The 15,598-nt window shown below is 68.0% G+C and carries 17 protein-coding genes; 8 read left to right on the top strand and 9 right to left on the bottom strand.

All coding sequences use genetic code 11. The features are described 5' to 3' along the window. Positions 1 to 28: 28 nt before the first annotated feature. On the bottom strand, positions 29 to 1,009 hold the full coding sequence (locus tag AC1D2H_RS02355; protein ID WP_478009737.1) for an aldo/keto reductase: 981 nt from the start codon (positions 1,007 to 1,009) through the stop codon (positions 29 to 31). A 115-nt stretch (positions 1,010 to 1,124) separates the two neighbouring features. Between AC1D2H_RS02355 and AC1D2H_RS02350 the strand changes: the two genes are divergently transcribed. After that, on the top strand, positions 1,125 to 1,412 hold the full coding sequence (locus AC1D2H_RS02350; RefSeq protein WP_477928671.1) for a hypothetical protein: 288 nt from the start codon (positions 1,125 to 1,127) through the stop codon (positions 1,410 to 1,412). 85 nt (positions 1,413 to 1,497) lie between these two features. Beyond that, positions 1,498 to 2,052, top strand: a complete 555-nt coding sequence (locus AC1D2H_RS02345) for a hypothetical protein (RefSeq protein WP_478009736.1) — start codon at positions 1,498 to 1,500, stop codon at positions 2,050 to 2,052. Between the two features lie 18 nt (positions 2,053 to 2,070). Here the strand turns inward: AC1D2H_RS02345 and AC1D2H_RS02340 are convergent, their stop codons facing one another. From AC1D2H_RS02340 to AC1D2H_RS02325, 4 genes are all read right to left on the bottom strand, one after another. Then, on the bottom strand, positions 2,071 to 2,286 hold the full coding sequence (locus AC1D2H_RS02340; protein WP_478009735.1) for a hypothetical protein: 216 nt from the start codon (positions 2,284 to 2,286) through the stop codon (positions 2,071 to 2,073). Between the two features lie 63 nt (positions 2,287 to 2,349). Beyond that, a complete protein-coding gene (locus AC1D2H_RS02335) occupies positions 2,350 to 4,017 on the bottom strand; it encodes a PhoH family protein (RefSeq protein ID WP_478009734.1) in 1,668 nt (555 codons plus the stop codon). 186 nt (positions 4,018 to 4,203) lie between these two features. Continuing rightward, entirely contained in the window at positions 4,204 to 4,683 is a 480-nt protein-coding gene (locus tag AC1D2H_RS02330) for a peroxiredoxin (protein ID WP_439463346.1), read from the bottom strand. Positions 4,684 to 4,829: 146 nt separating this feature from the next. Then, positions 4,830 to 5,363 (bottom strand): Mth938-like domain-containing protein, encoded by a 534-nt coding sequence (locus tag AC1D2H_RS02325; protein ID WP_478009733.1) that lies wholly within the window; start codon positions 5,361 to 5,363, stop codon positions 4,830 to 4,832. On the opposite strand from AC1D2H_RS02325, the gene AC1D2H_RS02320 reads away from it, so the two are divergent. The 6 genes from AC1D2H_RS02320 to speD are packed head-to-tail and all read left to right on the top strand — an operon-like array spanning position 5,338 to position 11,137. Beyond that, a complete protein-coding gene (locus AC1D2H_RS02320; protein WP_478009732.1) occupies positions 5,338 to 6,564 on the top strand; it encodes a pyridoxal phosphate-dependent aminotransferase in 1,227 nt (408 codons plus the stop codon). The genes AC1D2H_RS02325 and AC1D2H_RS02320 overlap by 26 nt on opposite strands. A gap of 11 nt (positions 6,565 to 6,575) precedes the next feature. Further along, positions 6,576 to 7,895 carry a homoserine dehydrogenase gene (locus tag AC1D2H_RS02315; RefSeq protein WP_477928681.1) on the top strand — a complete coding sequence of 440 codons (1,320 nt, stop codon included), beginning with the start codon at positions 6,576 to 6,578 and terminating at the stop codon, positions 7,893 to 7,895. A 12-nt stretch (positions 7,896 to 7,907) separates the two neighbouring features. Further along, complete coding sequence (gene thrC / locus AC1D2H_RS02310) at positions 7,908 to 9,299, top strand: threonine synthase (protein WP_477928683.1); 1,392 nt, start codon at positions 7,908 to 7,910, stop codon at positions 9,297 to 9,299. Continuing rightward, the gene (locus AC1D2H_RS02305) at positions 9,292 to 10,500 is read left to right on the top strand and encodes a molybdopterin molybdotransferase MoeA (protein ID WP_478009731.1); all 1,209 of its coding nucleotides are present in this window, start codon (positions 9,292 to 9,294) and stop codon (positions 10,498 to 10,500) included. The genes thrC and AC1D2H_RS02305 overlap by 8 nt, the downstream gene beginning before the upstream one ends. Further along, on the top strand, positions 10,497 to 10,754 hold the full coding sequence (gene moaD, locus AC1D2H_RS02300) for a molybdopterin converting factor subunit 1 (RefSeq protein ID WP_478009730.1): 258 nt from the start codon (positions 10,497 to 10,499) through the stop codon (positions 10,752 to 10,754). The genes AC1D2H_RS02305 and moaD overlap by 4 nt, the downstream gene beginning before the upstream one ends. Further along, a complete protein-coding gene (speD, locus tag AC1D2H_RS02295) occupies positions 10,751 to 11,137 on the top strand; it encodes an adenosylmethionine decarboxylase (protein ID WP_478009729.1) in 387 nt (128 codons plus the stop codon). Before moaD ends, speD begins: the two co-directional genes overlap by 4 nt. Here the strand turns inward: speD and AC1D2H_RS02290 are convergent. The 4 genes from AC1D2H_RS02290 to AC1D2H_RS02275 are packed head-to-tail and all read right to left on the bottom strand — an operon-like array spanning position 11,095 to position 15,559. Further along, a complete protein-coding gene (locus AC1D2H_RS02290; protein ID WP_477928690.1) occupies positions 11,095 to 12,681 on the bottom strand; it encodes a flavin monoamine oxidase family protein in 1,587 nt (528 codons plus the stop codon). The genes speD and AC1D2H_RS02290 overlap by 43 nt on opposite strands. Before the next feature lie 38 nt (positions 12,682 to 12,719). Then, positions 12,720 to 12,977: a hypothetical protein gene (locus AC1D2H_RS02285; RefSeq protein ID WP_477928692.1), complete on the bottom strand. Its 258-nt coding sequence runs from the start codon at positions 12,975 to 12,977 to the stop codon at positions 12,720 to 12,722. 57 nt (positions 12,978 to 13,034) lie between these two features. Continuing rightward, a complete protein-coding gene (locus AC1D2H_RS02280) occupies positions 13,035 to 14,588 on the bottom strand; it encodes a polyamine aminopropyltransferase (protein WP_477928694.1) in 1,554 nt (517 codons plus the stop codon). Next, positions 14,585 to 15,559, bottom strand: coding sequence for a TolB family protein (locus AC1D2H_RS02275; protein WP_478009728.1), 975 nt, complete (start codon positions 15,557 to 15,559; stop codon positions 14,585 to 14,587). Before AC1D2H_RS02275 ends, AC1D2H_RS02280 begins: the two co-directional genes overlap by 4 nt. Positions 15,560 to 15,598: the final 39 nt, after the last annotated feature.

Below are 15,598 nucleotides of genomic sequence, written 5' to 3'. Positions count from 1 at the left end.
TTTCATGTGGGGTGAATGCGGTGCGGGTTCACCAGAGGGCGTGGACCTGCGGCGCGATGCGGCGCTGGTAGAGCGCGGCCAGGGCCTGCATCAACGGCGCGGGCAGGGTGGCCAGGTCGGCGGCGCTGACGTTTTCGTCCACCTGGGCCGGCGTGCGGCCCCCGGGGATGGCCGTCGTGACGGCCTCGTTCATCAGGATCCAGCGCAGGGCCAGCCTGGCCATGCTCACGCCTGGCGGCAGCAGGCCACGCAGCTCTTCGACGGCGGCCAGGCCTTGCTCGTAGTCGACGCCCGAGAAGGTCTCGCCCTTGTCGAAGGCCTCGCCCTGGCGGTTGAAGCCGCGGTGGTCGTCGGCGCCAAACTTGCTGTCGCGCGTGAACTTGCCGCTGAGCATGCCGCTGGACAGCGGCAACCGCGCCAGCACGCCGACCTGGGCCGCCTGGGCGGCGGGCAGGAAGACTTCGGCCGGGCGCTGGCGGAACAGGTTGTAGATGATCTGCACCGACTGCACGCCCGGGAACCTCAATGCGGCCAGCGCCTCGTCGACGCGCTCGACGCTGACGCCGTAGTGGCGCAATTTGCCTTCGCTCACCAGTTCGTCCAGCGCGCCGAACACCTCGGGCATGCTGTACACGGCGGTGGGCGGGCAGTGCAGTTGCAGCAGGTCGATGGCCTCGGTCTCGAGGTTCTGCAGGCTGCGCTCGATGAAGGGCCTCAAGTCGCGATAGCCCTCGGCGACGTGCGGGTTCAGGCGCCGGCCGGCCTTGGTGGCGACATAGAACGCGTCGCTGGGCCGCTCCTTGCGCAGGCGGGCCAGCAGGCGCTCGCTGTGGCCATCGCCGTAGACGTCGGCCGTGTCGAAGAAGTTCACGCCGCGGTCCAGGGCGTGATGCAGGGCCGCCATCGCGGCGCTGTCGTCCGTGTCGCCCCAGGTGCCGCCGATGGCCCAGGCGCCGAAGCCGATGGCAGAGATGTTCCAGCCGGTGCGGCCGAGGGAGCGGTAGATCATGGAATCGCCAGGAAGTGGAAACGAAATGGTATCGCAACCATCTTCGTGGCCCGCCGCCTGTGGGAGCGCGGATTGCCGCTGCATCCCCTGCGCCTTTTCGCTCTGAAGGAGCAACATGATCACGTCGCCATCCCGTGCCGCCCAGCCGGCAGGAACTGAAGATTTGCAGCCGCAGCAAGATCGGCCGCTGCGCCAAGCGCAGCAGTCGCCGGGCGCTGCTACGGTGCCCGCTTCCGTCCCGCACGGGGGGCGTCGCCAGCAGCAGCAGGAGGACTTTGCGCATCGCCCCGCGACCCAGCAGCAACAGCATGAGCGTCAGCAGCATCTGGTCGATGCCGAGGACGACCCGGCCTCCGACGCGAACACGGCTTCTGCCAACCACCCCAACGACGACGACGAGTGACCGTGTCCCAGACCGTGAATGATGTGCACCACGGCATTCGCCTCCAGGTGGAAGTGGTGCCTCGCGAGGGGTGAGCAAACGGCCCATGGACGACACCGCATCGCTGCTGCAGGGCCTACTCGCCTTCGTGTGGGCGCCCATGCTGGTGGCTGCGGGTGTGCTGGACTGGTCGCTGCACCGCGCGCAGCGCATTGAGTTCACGGCCGGCATTGCCGAATCGGCTCTGCACCTGGCCATGCTGGTGCTGGTGGGCAGCGCCATCCTGGCAGCACTGCTGCTGGAGCCGACCGCCGGATTGCTGGCGGGCCTGATGGCCGTCGTGCTGCTGCACGATCTGAGCTACCTGGCCGATTTGCGCGTGGCGCTGGCAAAGCGGCGCATTCCCATACTGGAGCAATGGGTGCACGGCTTCCAGCACTTGTTGCCCTGGGCGGGCTTGTCCTGCCTGCTGGCGCTTGCTCCCGGGCAGACGCTGGCGCTGCTGCAACGGCCGGGCTACACGGCGGACTGGGGCCTGCGCTTCAAGGCGGACCCGCCCTGGACGTACACGGCCGTGATGTTCGTCATCTCGATGCTGCTCAACGTGCTGCCGTTTTGCGAGGAAGCATGGCGCAGCGTCAGGGCGGCGCGGCGCCGCTGAGCCAGGGCTCCGCGAAGCTCAAACGGGACTTTCGTGCTGCAATTCCGGGTCCTCGCGGTCGGCGTCGTCCGGCTGAAGCGCCTGTGCTTGCCCGGGGTGCTGCGGCAGATGCGTCGCGGGCGGGCTGGCCGGCGCAACGCCGCTGGGCTGGACGTCCGGCACGCCTTCGCGCTGGGGCTGGTCGGAACTGTCCGGCTGAAGGGGCTGGTCGGCTTGGGGCGATGGATTGCTCATGGGGGTTCCTTTCAGAATCCCCATGGCAATCGTCGTGCCGCCCCAGAGACGGCTTCAGTTCGGTCAGAGCACTTCGGAAGCGAAGTCGGCCAGCCTTGAGCGCTCGCCGCGCGCCAGCGTCACATGGCCGCTGTGGGCCCAGCCCTTGAAGCGGTCGACGGCAAAGGTCAGGCCTGAACTGCCCTCGGTCAGGTAGGGCGTGTCGATCTGCGCCAGGTTGCCCAGGCAGACGATCTTGGTGCCGGGGCCGGCGCGGGTGATCAGCGTCTTCATCTGCTTGGGCGTCAGGTTCTGGGCCTCGTCGATGATGACGAACTTGTTGAGGAAGGTGCGCCCGCGCATGAAGTTCAGGCTCTTGATCTTGATCTTGCTGCGCACCAGGTCGTTGGTGGCGGCGCGCCCCCATTCGCCGGCCGACGAGCCCCCCTTGGCCAGCACCTCGAGGTTGTCGTCCAGGGCGCCCATCCAGGGCCCCATCTTTTCTTCCTCGGTGCCGGGCAGGAAGCCGATGTCCTCGCCGACCGGCACGGTCACGCGGGTGACGATGATCTCGCTGTAGCGGCGGTCATCGAAGACCTGGGCCAGGGCGGCGGCCAGCGTCATCAGCGTCTTGCCGGTGCCGGCGGTGCCGGTCAGCGTGATGAAGTCGCATTCCGGGTCCATCAGCAGGTTCAGCGCGAAATTCTGCTCGCGGTTGCGCGACGTGACGCCCCAGACGGAATGCTTCTGGTTGCCGTAGTCCTTCAGCGTGCGCAGCACCGCCGTCTTGCCGGTGATCTCGGTGACCTTGGCGTAGAGCGGCGTCTCGCCGGGGGCTTCGAGGTAGACCAGCTCGTTGATCAGCAGCGTGGGCACGAGGGGGCCGCTGATGCGGTAGTAGGTCGTGCCACCCTGCTGCCAGCTCTCCATGGTCTTGCCATGGCGGTCCCAGAAGTCCGAGGGCAGGGCCTGGACGCCGGTGTAGAGCAGGTCGGAGTCTTCCAGCGTCTTGTCGTTGCGGTAGTCCTCCGCCGGCAGGCCCAGGGCGCGGGCCTTGATGCGCATGTTGATGTCCTTGGACACCAGCACGACTTCGCGGCCCGGGTGGCGGCCCTTCAGCGCCTGGACGACGCCCAGGATCTGGTTGTCGGCCTTGCCCTGGGGCAGGCCCTGGGGCAGGGGAGCGTCGATCAGCTCGGTCTGGAAGAAGAGCTTGCCCTCGGCCTCGCGGTGGCCGGTGCCGGCCAGCGGCAGGCCCTTGGACATTTCCTCCAGGCTGCTGGTCTGCAAGCCGGCGGCGAGTTGATCCAGCTCGCGGCTGACCTGGCGCACATTGCGGGCAACTTCGGTCATGCCCTTCTTGTGCCCGTCCAGCTCCTCGAGCGTGATCATGGGCAGGAAGACGTCGTGCTCCTCGAAGCGGAACAGCGACATCGGGTCGTGCATCAGCACATTCGTGTCGAGGACGAAGAGCTTGGCGGCGCCGGCGGGTTTGCGCGTGCGTTTGGGTGCGGCGGCTTTGGCGGGCGTCTTGCTCGCCGATTTCACCGGCAGCGCCGGCCTGGCGGCAGCGGGGCTGGAGGTGGGGGTGGGAAGCCGCAGCACTTCGGCTGTCGGCACCGCGACCGGAGCGGCGGCGGGCGCGACGACGACGGGAGGCGTCGCGCGAGGTTTGCTGGGGGTCAGAGTGGCCGAATAAGCAGAGGCATCGAGGCGGCTGGCGCGTTGTGCAGGAGGCTTAGGCAGTGGCATGTACGGCGGATGGGCGACAAGTGAACCCCCTGCGATCCAGGCTCCAGAAAGCAAAAAGCCGCACAGGATGAGTGCGGCTTTGTAGTCTGAGACAAGGATTCGACCCGGGGCATGAGCTGATTATGCACATACCGCGGGCACCCGCGATGTCAGCAAACAACGCGCTTTCGCGTCCGATGCGGCGCCTTAGGCAGCTTCCTTCTTCAGGCCCTTCACGGCCTTCAGGACTTCGTCGACGTGGCCGGCGACCTTGATGCCGCGCCATTCGCCCACCAGGATGCCGTTCGGGGCGATCAGGAAGGTCGAGCGCTCGATGCCCTTGACCTTCTTGCCGTACATGATCTTGTTCTTGACCACGCCGAACATATGGCAGAGCTTCTCTTCGGTGTCGGCGATCAGCTCGAAGGGCAGTTCCAGGGCCTGCTTGAACTTCTCGTGCGACACCATGTTGTCGCGCGAAACGCCCAGCACAACCGCGCCGGCCTTCACGAAGTCCTTGTGGCGATCGCGGAATTGCATCGCCTCAGTGGTACAACCCGGCGTATTGTCTTTCGGGTAGAAGTACAGCACCACCGATTTGCCCAGGAAGGCATTGGCAGTGAACTTCACGCCGCCGGTGGCTTGAGCCTCAATTTCCGGCAGGGGTTTGTTGAGCGCAGGCGTCATTGGGGAGTGCAGCAGAAGCGTTGTGCTCACGGGGTCCCCGGTTCGTGATCACTCTGTGAAGCCTTTCACGGAAGCAATCTACGCGGGCGCCCGCAAGCAATAGCCCGTGATTATAAAGCCTCGCCCCGACCTCCCGGTCGGTTCGGTCATCCCTCGATGAGCAATGCTGCCAGAACGTTGCGACCTTCGCTGGCCAGCACGTTGTAAGTACGGCAAGCGGCTGCGTTGTCCATCACCTCGAAGCCGATGCGCGTTTCGACCAGGGCCCGCCACAGCGCCGGGTTCGGGAAACGCAGCCGGGCGCCGCTGCCAAAGACGACCAACTCGGGATTCAGCGCCTTGATTGCTTCGAAATGCGCAGGCTGAAGTTCCTCGAAGCGCGAAGGCGCCCAGGCGACGACGTCACCCTTCCAGGGGACGAGGACGCTGGCCGTGTGCGGGCGGCCGTTGACCCAGACGCCCTGGGCGTCATGGCGGGAAATGCTGTTGCCGCCTTGCGGCTCGTCGAGCTGGAACTTCATCGTGAAAGGGCCGGAAAACCGGGCGCGAGTGTCGCGCAGAACGGCAGCTTGCGTGCCCGGGCCTTGCTTAAACTCCAAGATCCCCCTTTTTGGCCCTTTCTTGCACTGCAGCAACGCTGCGCCGGAGCCCCTTTTGAAGCCCATCGCCAAGTCCAGCAAGCTCGCCAGCGTCAGCTATGACATCCGCGGCCCCGTGCTGGACAAGGCGCGCCAGATGGAGGAAGAGGGCCAGAAGATCATCAAGCTGAACATCGGCAACACCGCGGTGTTCGGCCTGACGCCGCCGGACGAGATCGTGCAGGACATGATCCGCAACCTGGCCGATGCCGGCGGCTACACGGACAGCAAGGGCCTGTTCGCGCCGCGCAAAGCGGTCGTGCACTACACGCAGGAGAAGGGCGTCAAGGGCGTCAGCGTCGACGACGTGTATCTCGGCAACGGCGCCTCCGAGCTGATCCAGATGGCCATCAACGCCCTGGTCAACGATGGCGACGAGATCCTGATTCCCGCCCCCGACTTCCCGCTCTACACGGCCGTTGTCGGCCTGTCCGGTGGCCGCCCGGTGCATTACCGCTGCGACGAGGGCGCCGGCTGGCTGCCCGACCTCGCCGACATCGAGGCCAAGATCAGCCCGCGCACCCGCGGCATCATGGTCTGCAACCCGAACAACCCGACCGGCGCGCTCTACCCGGACGACGTGCTGCTGGGCATCATCGAACTGGCCCGCCGCCACCAGCTCGTCATCTTTGCCGACGAGATCTACGACAAGACGCTGTACGACGGTGTGACCCACACCAGCATGGCCAGCCTGGCCGACGACGTGCTCTTCATCACCTTCAACGGCCTGTCCAAGAATTACCGCAGCTGCGGCTACCGCGCCGGCTGGATGGTGGTCAGCGGCGAGAAGCGCCATGCCCGCGACTACATCGAGGGCCTGAACATGCTGGCCTCGCTGCGGCTGTGCTCCAACACGCCGGGTCAACTGGCGATCCAGACGGCCCTGGGCGGCTACCAGAGCATCAAGGACCTGGTGGCCCCCACCGGCCGCCTGGCCCGCCAGCGTGACCTCGCCTACGAACTGCTGACGCAGATCCCCGGCGTCAGCGTCGTGAAGCCCAAGGCGGCGCTTTACATGTTCCCGCGCCTGGACCCCAAGATGTACCCCATCGCCGACGACCAGCAGTTCGCCTACGAGCTGCTGGCCGAGGAGAAGGTGCTCATCGTCCAGGGCACCGGCTTCAACTGGCCCGAGCACGACCATTTCCGGTTGGTGTTCCTGCCGAATGTGGACGATTTGCGTGAGGCCATTGGCCGCATTGATCGATTTCTTGCCGGGTATCGCCGGCGTGTTTCTTCCTGAGAGCGTTGCAGATGAAAGCCATCCAAGTCGGCCTGATCGGCCTCGGCACCGTCGGTGCCGGCACCTTCCACGTCTTGCAGCGCAACCAGGCCGAGATTCGCGGTCGCGCCGGCCGGGGCATCGAGATCGCGATGGTGTCCGCCCGCAATGCCGAGCGCGCCAAGGCCTACCAGGCCATCGTCGGCGACGGCATTCCCTGCGTCGGTGACGCCCAGCAGCTCGTCAACAACCCGGCCATCGACATCGTCGTCGAGCTGATCGGCGGCATCGAGCCGGCGCGCTCGTTGGTGCTGCAGGCGATCGCCAACGGCAAGCATGTCGTCACCGCCAACAAGGCCCTGCTGGCCCTGCACGGCACCGAGATCTTCGAAGCCGCGCGCGAGAAGGGCGTCGTCGTCGCCTTCGAGGCGGCCGTGGCTGGCGGCATTCCCATCATCAAGGCGCTGCGCGAAGGCCTGACGGCCAACCGCATCGAGTGGATCGCCGGCATCATCAACGGCACCACCAACTTCATCCTGTCGGAGATGCGCGGCAAGGGCCTGGACTTCGGCGTCGTGCTGAAGGAAGCCCAGCGCCTGGGCTATGCCGAGAGCGACCCGACGTTTGACATCGAAGGCGTCGACGCGGCCCACAAGCTGACGCTGATGAGCGCCATCGCCTTCGGCGTGCCGGTGCAGTTCGACAAGGCCCATGTCGAGGGCATCAGCAGCCTGCAGGCCACCGACATCAAGTACGCCGAGCAGCTGGGCTACCGCATCAAGCTGCTGGGCATCACGCGCCGCCGCGACAACGGCATCGAGCTGCGCGTGCACCCGACGCTGATCCCGTCCAGCCGCCTGATCGCCAACGTCGAAGGCGCGATGAACGCCGTCGTCGTGCAGGCCGACGCCGTCGGCACGACGCTGTACTACGGCAAGGGCGCCGGTGCCGAGCCGACCGCCTCGGCCGTCGTCGCCGACCTGGTGGACGTGACCCGCCTTGCCACCGCTGACCCGGATCATCGCGTGCCCCATCTGGCCTTCCAGCCCGATGCGATGAGCGACACGCCCATCCTCGAGATGGCCGATGTGCACACCGCCTTCTATCTGCGCCTCGTCGTCGCCGACCAGCCTGGCGTGCTGTCGCGCATCACCACCATCCTGGCCGAGCACGACATCTCCATCGACGCCGTGCTGCAGCGTGAATCCGGTGAAGGCGAGCGCCAGACCGACCTCATCATCCTGACGCACGACACGGTGGAAGGCCGCATGAACGAGGCCCTGGCCAAGATGCAGGGCCTGCCGACCGTGCTGGCGCCCATCGTGCGCATCCGCAAGGAAGAGCTGGCCTGAACAGAGACCGACATGAAGTACATCAGCACCCGAGGTGACCAGACCGAGCGCGGCTTCTCCGACATCCTGCTGGAGGGCCTGGCGCCCGACGGCGGCCTCTATCTGCCCAAGGCCTACCCGCGCGTCGACGCGGCCACGTTGGCGCGCTGGCGCGGCCTGGCCTATGCCGACCTGGCCTTTGAGATCCTGTCCCTCTACATAGCCGACATCCCGGCCGACGACCTGCGCGCGATCACGCGCAAGGTCTACACGGCCGAAGTCTTCGGCACCGAGCAGATCACGCCGCTGACCTGGCTGGGCGACCACATCGCGCTGCAGGGCCTGTCCAACGGCCCGACGCTGGCCTTCAAGGACATGGCCATGCAATTGCTGGGCGCGCTGTTCGAGTACGAACTCGGCCGCCGCGGCGAGACGCTGAACATCCTGGGCGCCACCTCGGGCGACACCGGCAGCGCCGCCGAATACGCGATGCGCGGCAAGAAGGGCGTCAAGGTCTTCATGCTCAGCCCCAACGGCCGCATGAGCCCCTTCCAGCAGGCGCAGATGTTCAGCCTGCAGGACGCCAACATCCACAACATCGCCATCGACGGCGTGTTCGACGACTGCCAGGACATCGTCAAGGCGGTGTCCAACGATCTCGCCTTCAAGCGCGAGCACCGCATCGGCACCGTCAACTCCATCAACTGGGCGCGGTTGCTGGCCCAGGTCGTCTACTACTTCGCCGGCTATTTCCAGGCCACCAAGAGCAACGCCGAGAAGGTCAGCTTCACGGTGCCGAGCGGCAACTTCGGCAACGTCTGCGCCGGCCACGTCGCGCGCATGATGGGCCTGCCCATCGCCAAGCTGGTCGTCGCGACCAACGAGAACGATGTGCTGGACGAGTTCTTCCGCACCGGCGCCTACCGCCCACGCGGCACGGCCGACACGCACGAGACGTCCAGCCCGTCCATGGACATCTCCAAGGCCAGCAATTTCGAGCGCTTCGTGTTCGACCTGCTGGGCCGCGACGGCGCGCGGGTGAAACAGCACTTCGGCGCCTCGCAGTTCGAACTCGGCGGTGGCGAGCATGCCGACATCGCCGGCTTTGGCTTCATCTCCGGCCGCAGCACGCATGCCGACCGCGTCGCGACCATTCGCCGCTGCCATGCCGAGCATGGCGTCATCATCGACCCGCACACGGCCGACGGCCTCAAGGTGGCGCTGGAGAAGCGCGATCCCAACGTCACGATGCTGGTGCTGGAGACGGCCCTGCCGGCCAAGTTCGCGGCCACCATCGTCGAAGCGCTGGGCACCGAGCCGCCGCGGCCCGCGAACCTCGAAGGCATCGAGCAACTCCCCAAGCGCGTGAAGGTCATGCCGGCCGATGTGGGCCAGGTGAAGGCCTACATTCACGCCCATGTCTGAAGCCAAGAAATCGCCGCTGATCCCCCTGGACGAAGCACTGGCCCGGCTGCTGGCCGGGGCTGAAGCGCTGCCCGGGCGCGAGACGCTCGCGACCGGCGCCGCCACGGGCCGCGTGCTGGCGGCCGATCTGGTGTCGCCGGTCGACGTGCCGCCTGCCGACAACTCGGCGATGGACGGTTACGCCCTGCGCGCCGCCGATGCCGGCCAATCCCTGCCGGTCACCCAGCGCATTCCCGCCGGCAGCGTGCCCGCCCCGCTGCCGCCCGGTGAGGCGGCGCGCATCTTCACGGGCGCCCAGGTGCCCGCGGGTGCCGACACCGTCGTCATGCAGGAGTTCACCGAGCTGGTGGGCGACCAGGTCAGCGTGACCCAGCCCATCACCACCGGCGCCAATGTGCGCCTGCGCGGCGAGGATGTGCGCGCCGGTGCCGTCGTGTTGCCGGCCGGCACGCGGCTGGATGCCGTGGCCGTGGGGCTGGCGGCGACTGCCGGTGCCGCCGAGCTGACCGTGACCCGCCGCCCGCGCGTGGCGCTGTTCTCCACCGGCGATGAACTCGTCATGCCCGGCGAGCCGCTGCCGCCGGGCGCCATCTACAACTCCAACCGCTTCACGCTGCGGGCGCTGCTCGAAGGCCTGGGCTGCGAGGTCATCGACCTGGGCATCGTGCCCGACCGTCTGGACGCCACCCGCGCCGCGCTGCGCGAGGCCGCGTCCCGGGCCGATGTCATCCTGACCTCGGGCGGCGTGTCCGTCGGTGAGGAAGACCATCTGCGCCCCGCCGTGCAGGCCGAGGGCCAGCTCGACCTGTGGGCCATCGCCATCAAGCCGGGAAAGCCGTTCGCCTATGGGCGCGTTGGCGAGGCCCACTTCATCGGCCTGCCCGGCAACCCGGTGTCCAGCCTGGTGACCTTCCTGGTGCTGGTGCGGCCCTTTTTGCTGAGGCTGCAGGGGGCGAACCGTGTCACGCCGCGCGGCTACCGCTTGGCGGCGGGCTTCGACTGGCCCAAGCCCGACAAGCGCCGCGAGTTCCTGCGCGTTCGCCTGGACGAGGAGGGCGGCCTGGCGATGTTCTCCAACCAGAGCAGCGGCGTGCTCACCTCGGCCTTCTGGGCCGACGGCCTGCTCGACAACCCCGCCGGCCAGGCGTTCAAGGGCGGCGACGCGGTGCGCTTCATTCCGTTTGCGGAGCTGCTGGCGTGAGCATCACGGTGAAGCTGCGCTTCTTCGCTTCTTTGCGCGAGAAGCTGGGCGAAGGTGAAGCACTGGCCCTGCCCGAATGCAGCACCGTTGCTGCGGCGCGCGAGGCCTTGATGGCGCGTGGCGGCCTTCACGCCGAGGCGTTGGCCAGCGGCCGCGCGGTGCGGGCGGCGCTGAACCAGAAAATGTGCGCCGAATCCGCCGAGCTGGCAGACGGCGACGAGCTGGCTTTCTTCCCCCCGGTTACCGGCGGATGAACGGCTTGCACCTGACCGCCGACCTGCACGGCGTCGACCCGGCGCTGGCGGTCATGCGCGATGCGGATGCGCTCGCCCTGCTGTGCCGTGACGCGGTGACTAGATCAGGTCTTACCGGCGTTGCTGAACTCTTCCACCGGTTTGCACCGAAGGAAGAACAGAGTGGCGTCACCGGCGTGGTGCTGTTGGCCGAATCGCATCTGGCCGTGCATACCTGGCCCGAGCTGGGCGGCGTGACGCTGGACGTCTACGTCTGCAACTATGGCGCCGACAACAGCACCAAGGCCGAGGCCTTGCTGGATGCCTTGCTGAAGGCGTTTGCGCCGCGCGAGGCCGAGATTCAGAGGCTGAGCCGCGCCGCCGCCTCGACGCCGGCCGTGTAGGCCTCTTCGAACACCGAATACGCCGCCAGGTCGCTGTGCGCGAAGACGACGCGGCCGCGTTGGGCGTTCAGCGCTGCCAGCTCGGCGGAGCCGCGCAGGCCCGGGGTGGGAATGCTCATCGCATGGCCGAAGCGACACAGGTCGATGCGCTCCAGCTTGGCGGGCAGATCGGGGTGGGTCTGGGCCAGTTCGTCAGTGACGACCCGCGCCCAGTGCTGCCAGGGCTGTTTCAGCAGCTCGCCGCGCTGGGTTTCGGGCAGGGCGAGATAGGCGGTCAGCAGCGGCGCATGCGGTGTCGGGTCCAGGGTTTGATGGTGGGCATCGACATAGCCGAGCGCCGTGGTGCCGTAGCGCACGTTGTCCCAGGACGGCGGCGCGCCGGCACGTTGCAGCAGCGGCTCGCGCAGGGAGAGGTTGGCCGTCAGCCAGGGCGCGTGGCGCTGCTTCAACGAGCGCAGCGCAGCGGGCGGGGCGGCCAGCAGCCGGGCCGACACGAACAGCGGCGTGGCCATGACGACGGCACGCGCTGCCCAGCGCTCGGTCGCGCCGGTGGCCTCGTTCCAGGCCAGCAGCTCGACGCCCTGGCGCTGCTCGGTCACGCGCAGCACCGTACGGCCCAGATGGATGCGCTCGCGCAGCGGCGCGGCGATGCGGGCGCTGAGCCAGCCATTGCCTTCGGGCCAGGTCAGCACCGGTTCGCGCTCGCCCGCCTCGTCGCCCGGCGCATGGAAGCCGTGGCGGCTGGCGAAATAGTGCAGGCCGGCCCAGGCCGACACGGTGTCGGCCCCGGCGCCGAAGTCGTCGCGGCAGCAGTAGTCGAGATACCAGCGCAGGCGAGGATCATCCAGACCATCGTTGTCGAGCATGGTAGCGAAGGTCTGAGCATCCAATGCGTCGTGATAGACCTTCCACCGGGCACGACGGCTAGGCATGGCAAAGCCCATGTTGCGCTGCGCATCTTCAACGAGAACGCTGAAGCGCCGGTATTGGGCCAACGAGGCAGCGCCGCTGGGCGGCGGCAGCAGGCCGTCGCGCCATTCGCCGTCGATGAAGAGGCGCTCCTGCGGGCTGTGGCAGAGGTGCTTCTCGTCCCAGACGGTGCGGCCCAGTTGTTCGCGGGCCAGGCCCAACTCGTGCAGCAGCTCGCTGACCTCATGCGCTTCGGCGCCGGGCACGGGCAGGTAATGTGCACCCAGCGGGCAGGGCGAGCCGGCGAGGCTGTGGCCGCGGCTGTTGCCGCCGGCCTGGTCTTCGAGGTCGAGCAGGGCGAAGTCGTCGACACCGCGCGTGGCAAGGGCACGCGCGCAGGCCAGGCCGGCGATGCCAGCGCCGACGATGAGGACGCCGGTGGTTTTCAGCGGCCCGTCGGCCTTGGGCGGCTCGCCGCGCAGCCGATGGCCACGTTCCGGATGCGTGCCGACCCAGCCGCCCTGCAAGGCCGGCGCCTCGGGCGTGCAGCCGCTGGCCAGCAGGCCGAGCACAACCGCCCGGCGTGACGGGCCGGGAGAGACGATGCGGGAATGGACGGGCGGGGGCGGACGCAAGGGCGGCAGGGTAGCAGCCTGGCGCCGTGATCCCGCCGTCAGCCGCCGGTGGGTTTCACGTCGGCGCCGTCACTGTTCGAGCGCCATTCGCGCAGCTCTTCGGCCAGCACCGGGTGGTGGTCGGCCGCGGCGCGCTGCATCAGCGCCTCGACGTTGGCTTCGGTCACGTGCTCGTGGCCGACACCGTGGACGAGGTTGTCGTAGATGCTGTCGATATTCCTGGCATCGGTGCCGGGCGGCGTCGAAGGCAGGTCGACCTGGGCCAGGGCCTCAGGTTTCAGGGTGGCAGTCTGCATGGGTGGCTCCTGCGCCGGCGCCTCGCCGGCGAGCCCATCTTCCGGCAAAAGGCGCTCCTAGTGAACCTGCCCCCACTCGGTTTCAAACTCTTGCACCAGCACCTGGTTGCTGAGCCGGTTCACCTCGGTGGGCACGCGCGCCATGTCGGGCGGAAAGTCGAGCAGGGCCGGCAGGCTGCTGGGGCTGATAAAGCGCAGGCCGTCGGGGAACTTCGTGGGCCGGCGGAATGGCCGCCGCGACGCCAGCACGAAACCCCATTCGCCGAAGCTCGGCACATGGGCGTGGTAGGGCGTCGTCGTCAGGCCGGTGGCTTCGATCGTCGTGACGACGGTCCAGAAACTTCGCCGCGCGATCAGCGGTGACGTGGTCTGCACGACCGCATAACCGCCGGCACTCAGGTGCTGGTCCACCAGCTCGTAGAAGCTGGCCGTGTAGAGCTTGCCCAGCGCAAAGTTGGACGGGTCGGGGAAGTCGATGACGATGACGTCGAAGCTGTCCTGCTGCTGCTCCAGCCAGCCGAAGGCATCGGCATTGACGATGCGCAGTTTGGGGCTGGACAGCGCGTGGCCGTTCAGCGCCGACAGCTTGGGGTTGTCGCGGAACAGCGTCGTCATCTGCGGGTCCAGCTCGACCAGCGTGACCTGTTCGACGCTGGCGTACTTCAGCACCTCGCGCACGGCCATGCCGTCGCCGCCGCCCAGCACCAGCACGCGCTTGGGCGCCCCGTGCGCCGCCATCGCGGGCTGCACCAGGGCCTCGTGGTAACGGTACTCGTCCTTGGAGTGGAACTGCAGATTGCCGTTCAGGAACAGGCGGGTGCCGGCGCGGCCATCGGTGACGACGATGCGCTGGTAGGCGCTGCTCTGCTTGAAGACGATGTGTTCACCGTAGAAGCGGTCCTCGGCCCAGGTCGTCAGTTGCTCGGCGCCGGCGAGGGCCGCGAGCAGCAGCGCGGCCGACAGCGCGCAGGCGGCGGTGTGGGCACGCTTGGCGCGCAGGTCGGCACGGAACAGCCACAGCGCCCAGATCGCGACGGCGACATTCAGCAGGCCGAAGGCCACGCCGGTGCGCACCAGGCCGAGATGCGGCACCAGCACGAGCGGGAAGGCGAGGGCCACGAGCAGGGCGCCGAGGTAGTCGAAGGTCAGCACCTGCGAGACCAGATCCTTGAGGCCGTAGCGTGCGCTGAAGTGGCGCTTCAGGATGCGCATGACCAGCGGAATCTCCAGCCCCACCAGCGTGCCCACCAGCAGCACCAGCGCATACAGCAGCACGCGGAAGGCCGCGGCCTCGCCCGGCGGCAGCAGGCTGTGCACGGCGAACAGCGCCGCCGGCATCAGGCCGCCGATGACGCCCACGAGCAGCTCCACCTGCAGGAAGACGCCCACCAGCTGCCGCTCGACGAAGCGCGACAGCCAGGACCCCAGGCCCATCGCGAACAGGTAGACGCCGATGACGGTGGAGAACTGCAGCACCGAGTCGCCGAGCAGATAGCTCGCGAGGGCGCCCGCCGCCAGCTCGTAGACCAGGCCGCAGGCGGCGATGACGAAGACGCTGGCGAGCAGCAGCAGCTCGGGCAGCGAGGCGCGCGAGGAGCCGGGTTCCGTCACGGCTTGGCCGGGGCCAGCAGCACCGAGAAGGCCAGGCGCTTGCCGTCGGGGCTGACGGCGATGTTGCGGATGGCGCCGCCGAGATCGGTGAGTTCGGCCAAGGGCTTGAAGCCGCCACCCGGCTTGCCGTCCCAGCGCAGGAAGAGGTTGCCGCGCGCCATCAGCATCGAGCCGTCCGGCAGGGCGACGAAATACTGGCTGCGGTTGGATTCCTTCTCGCCCTCGGGCAGGGCCGGCGTCTCGACCAGGGCCTGGGGTTTGGCGTCGCCGACACCCATGGCGGCAATGAACCAGTGGGCCGGGTCGGTCTGGTCGACGAAGAGGGCGCGCTTGCCGTCGGCCGTGCGGCCGAGCGACCGGCCGGGCTTGGAGGTCAGCAGCGTCTGCTGACCGGTGGTGCGGCTGATCAGCACGGCGCGGTGGTTGTTGCGCTCGGGCACGTCGTCGACGAGGAAGGCGGCGATCAGGTCGGGAGTGATCCAGGCGTGGTAGCCGATGCGCTTGGTCGGCACGACGGGCGCGACGGGCTTGCCGTCCCAACCGAACAGCCACAGCGAGGGCTCGTTCATCTCGATGCCATAGGCCGGATCCGCGGTGACGACGCGGATGGCCGAGAAGCCGCTGCCATCGGCCAGCGGCGTGGGCGAATAGAGGTTCTCCGTCGTCGCCGTGACGGCCGAGGTGGTGTTCTTGGCCAGGTCGTGGCGGTAGATGTTGTTGGAGCCCGGGCGGTCCGACGCGAACAGCACCGCGCTGCCGTCGCGCAGGAAGGACGGTTGGAAGTTGGCGCCCTTGGCGGGCGTGACGTTGCGGACGTCGCTGACCGTGCCCGCGGCTGTGTCCAGGCGGGCCAGGAACAGGCCCACGTCGGGCTTGGCGTCGGCCGCCCCGGCAGACAGCGTGAACAGCGCGAGGGCAGATGCGGCCAGCCCCTGCAGGGCGAGGCGGCGGGTCGGAGCCGGCAATGGCATGAGCGGGCCTTTGAGGAGGGGGTGAAGCGGGGCGAGGCA

Source organism: Roseateles sp. P1_C1_2 (assembly GCF_056406535.1).
Note: the sequence above shows the minus strand (reverse complement) of the source record. Positions and strands in the feature narration are given on the sequence as shown.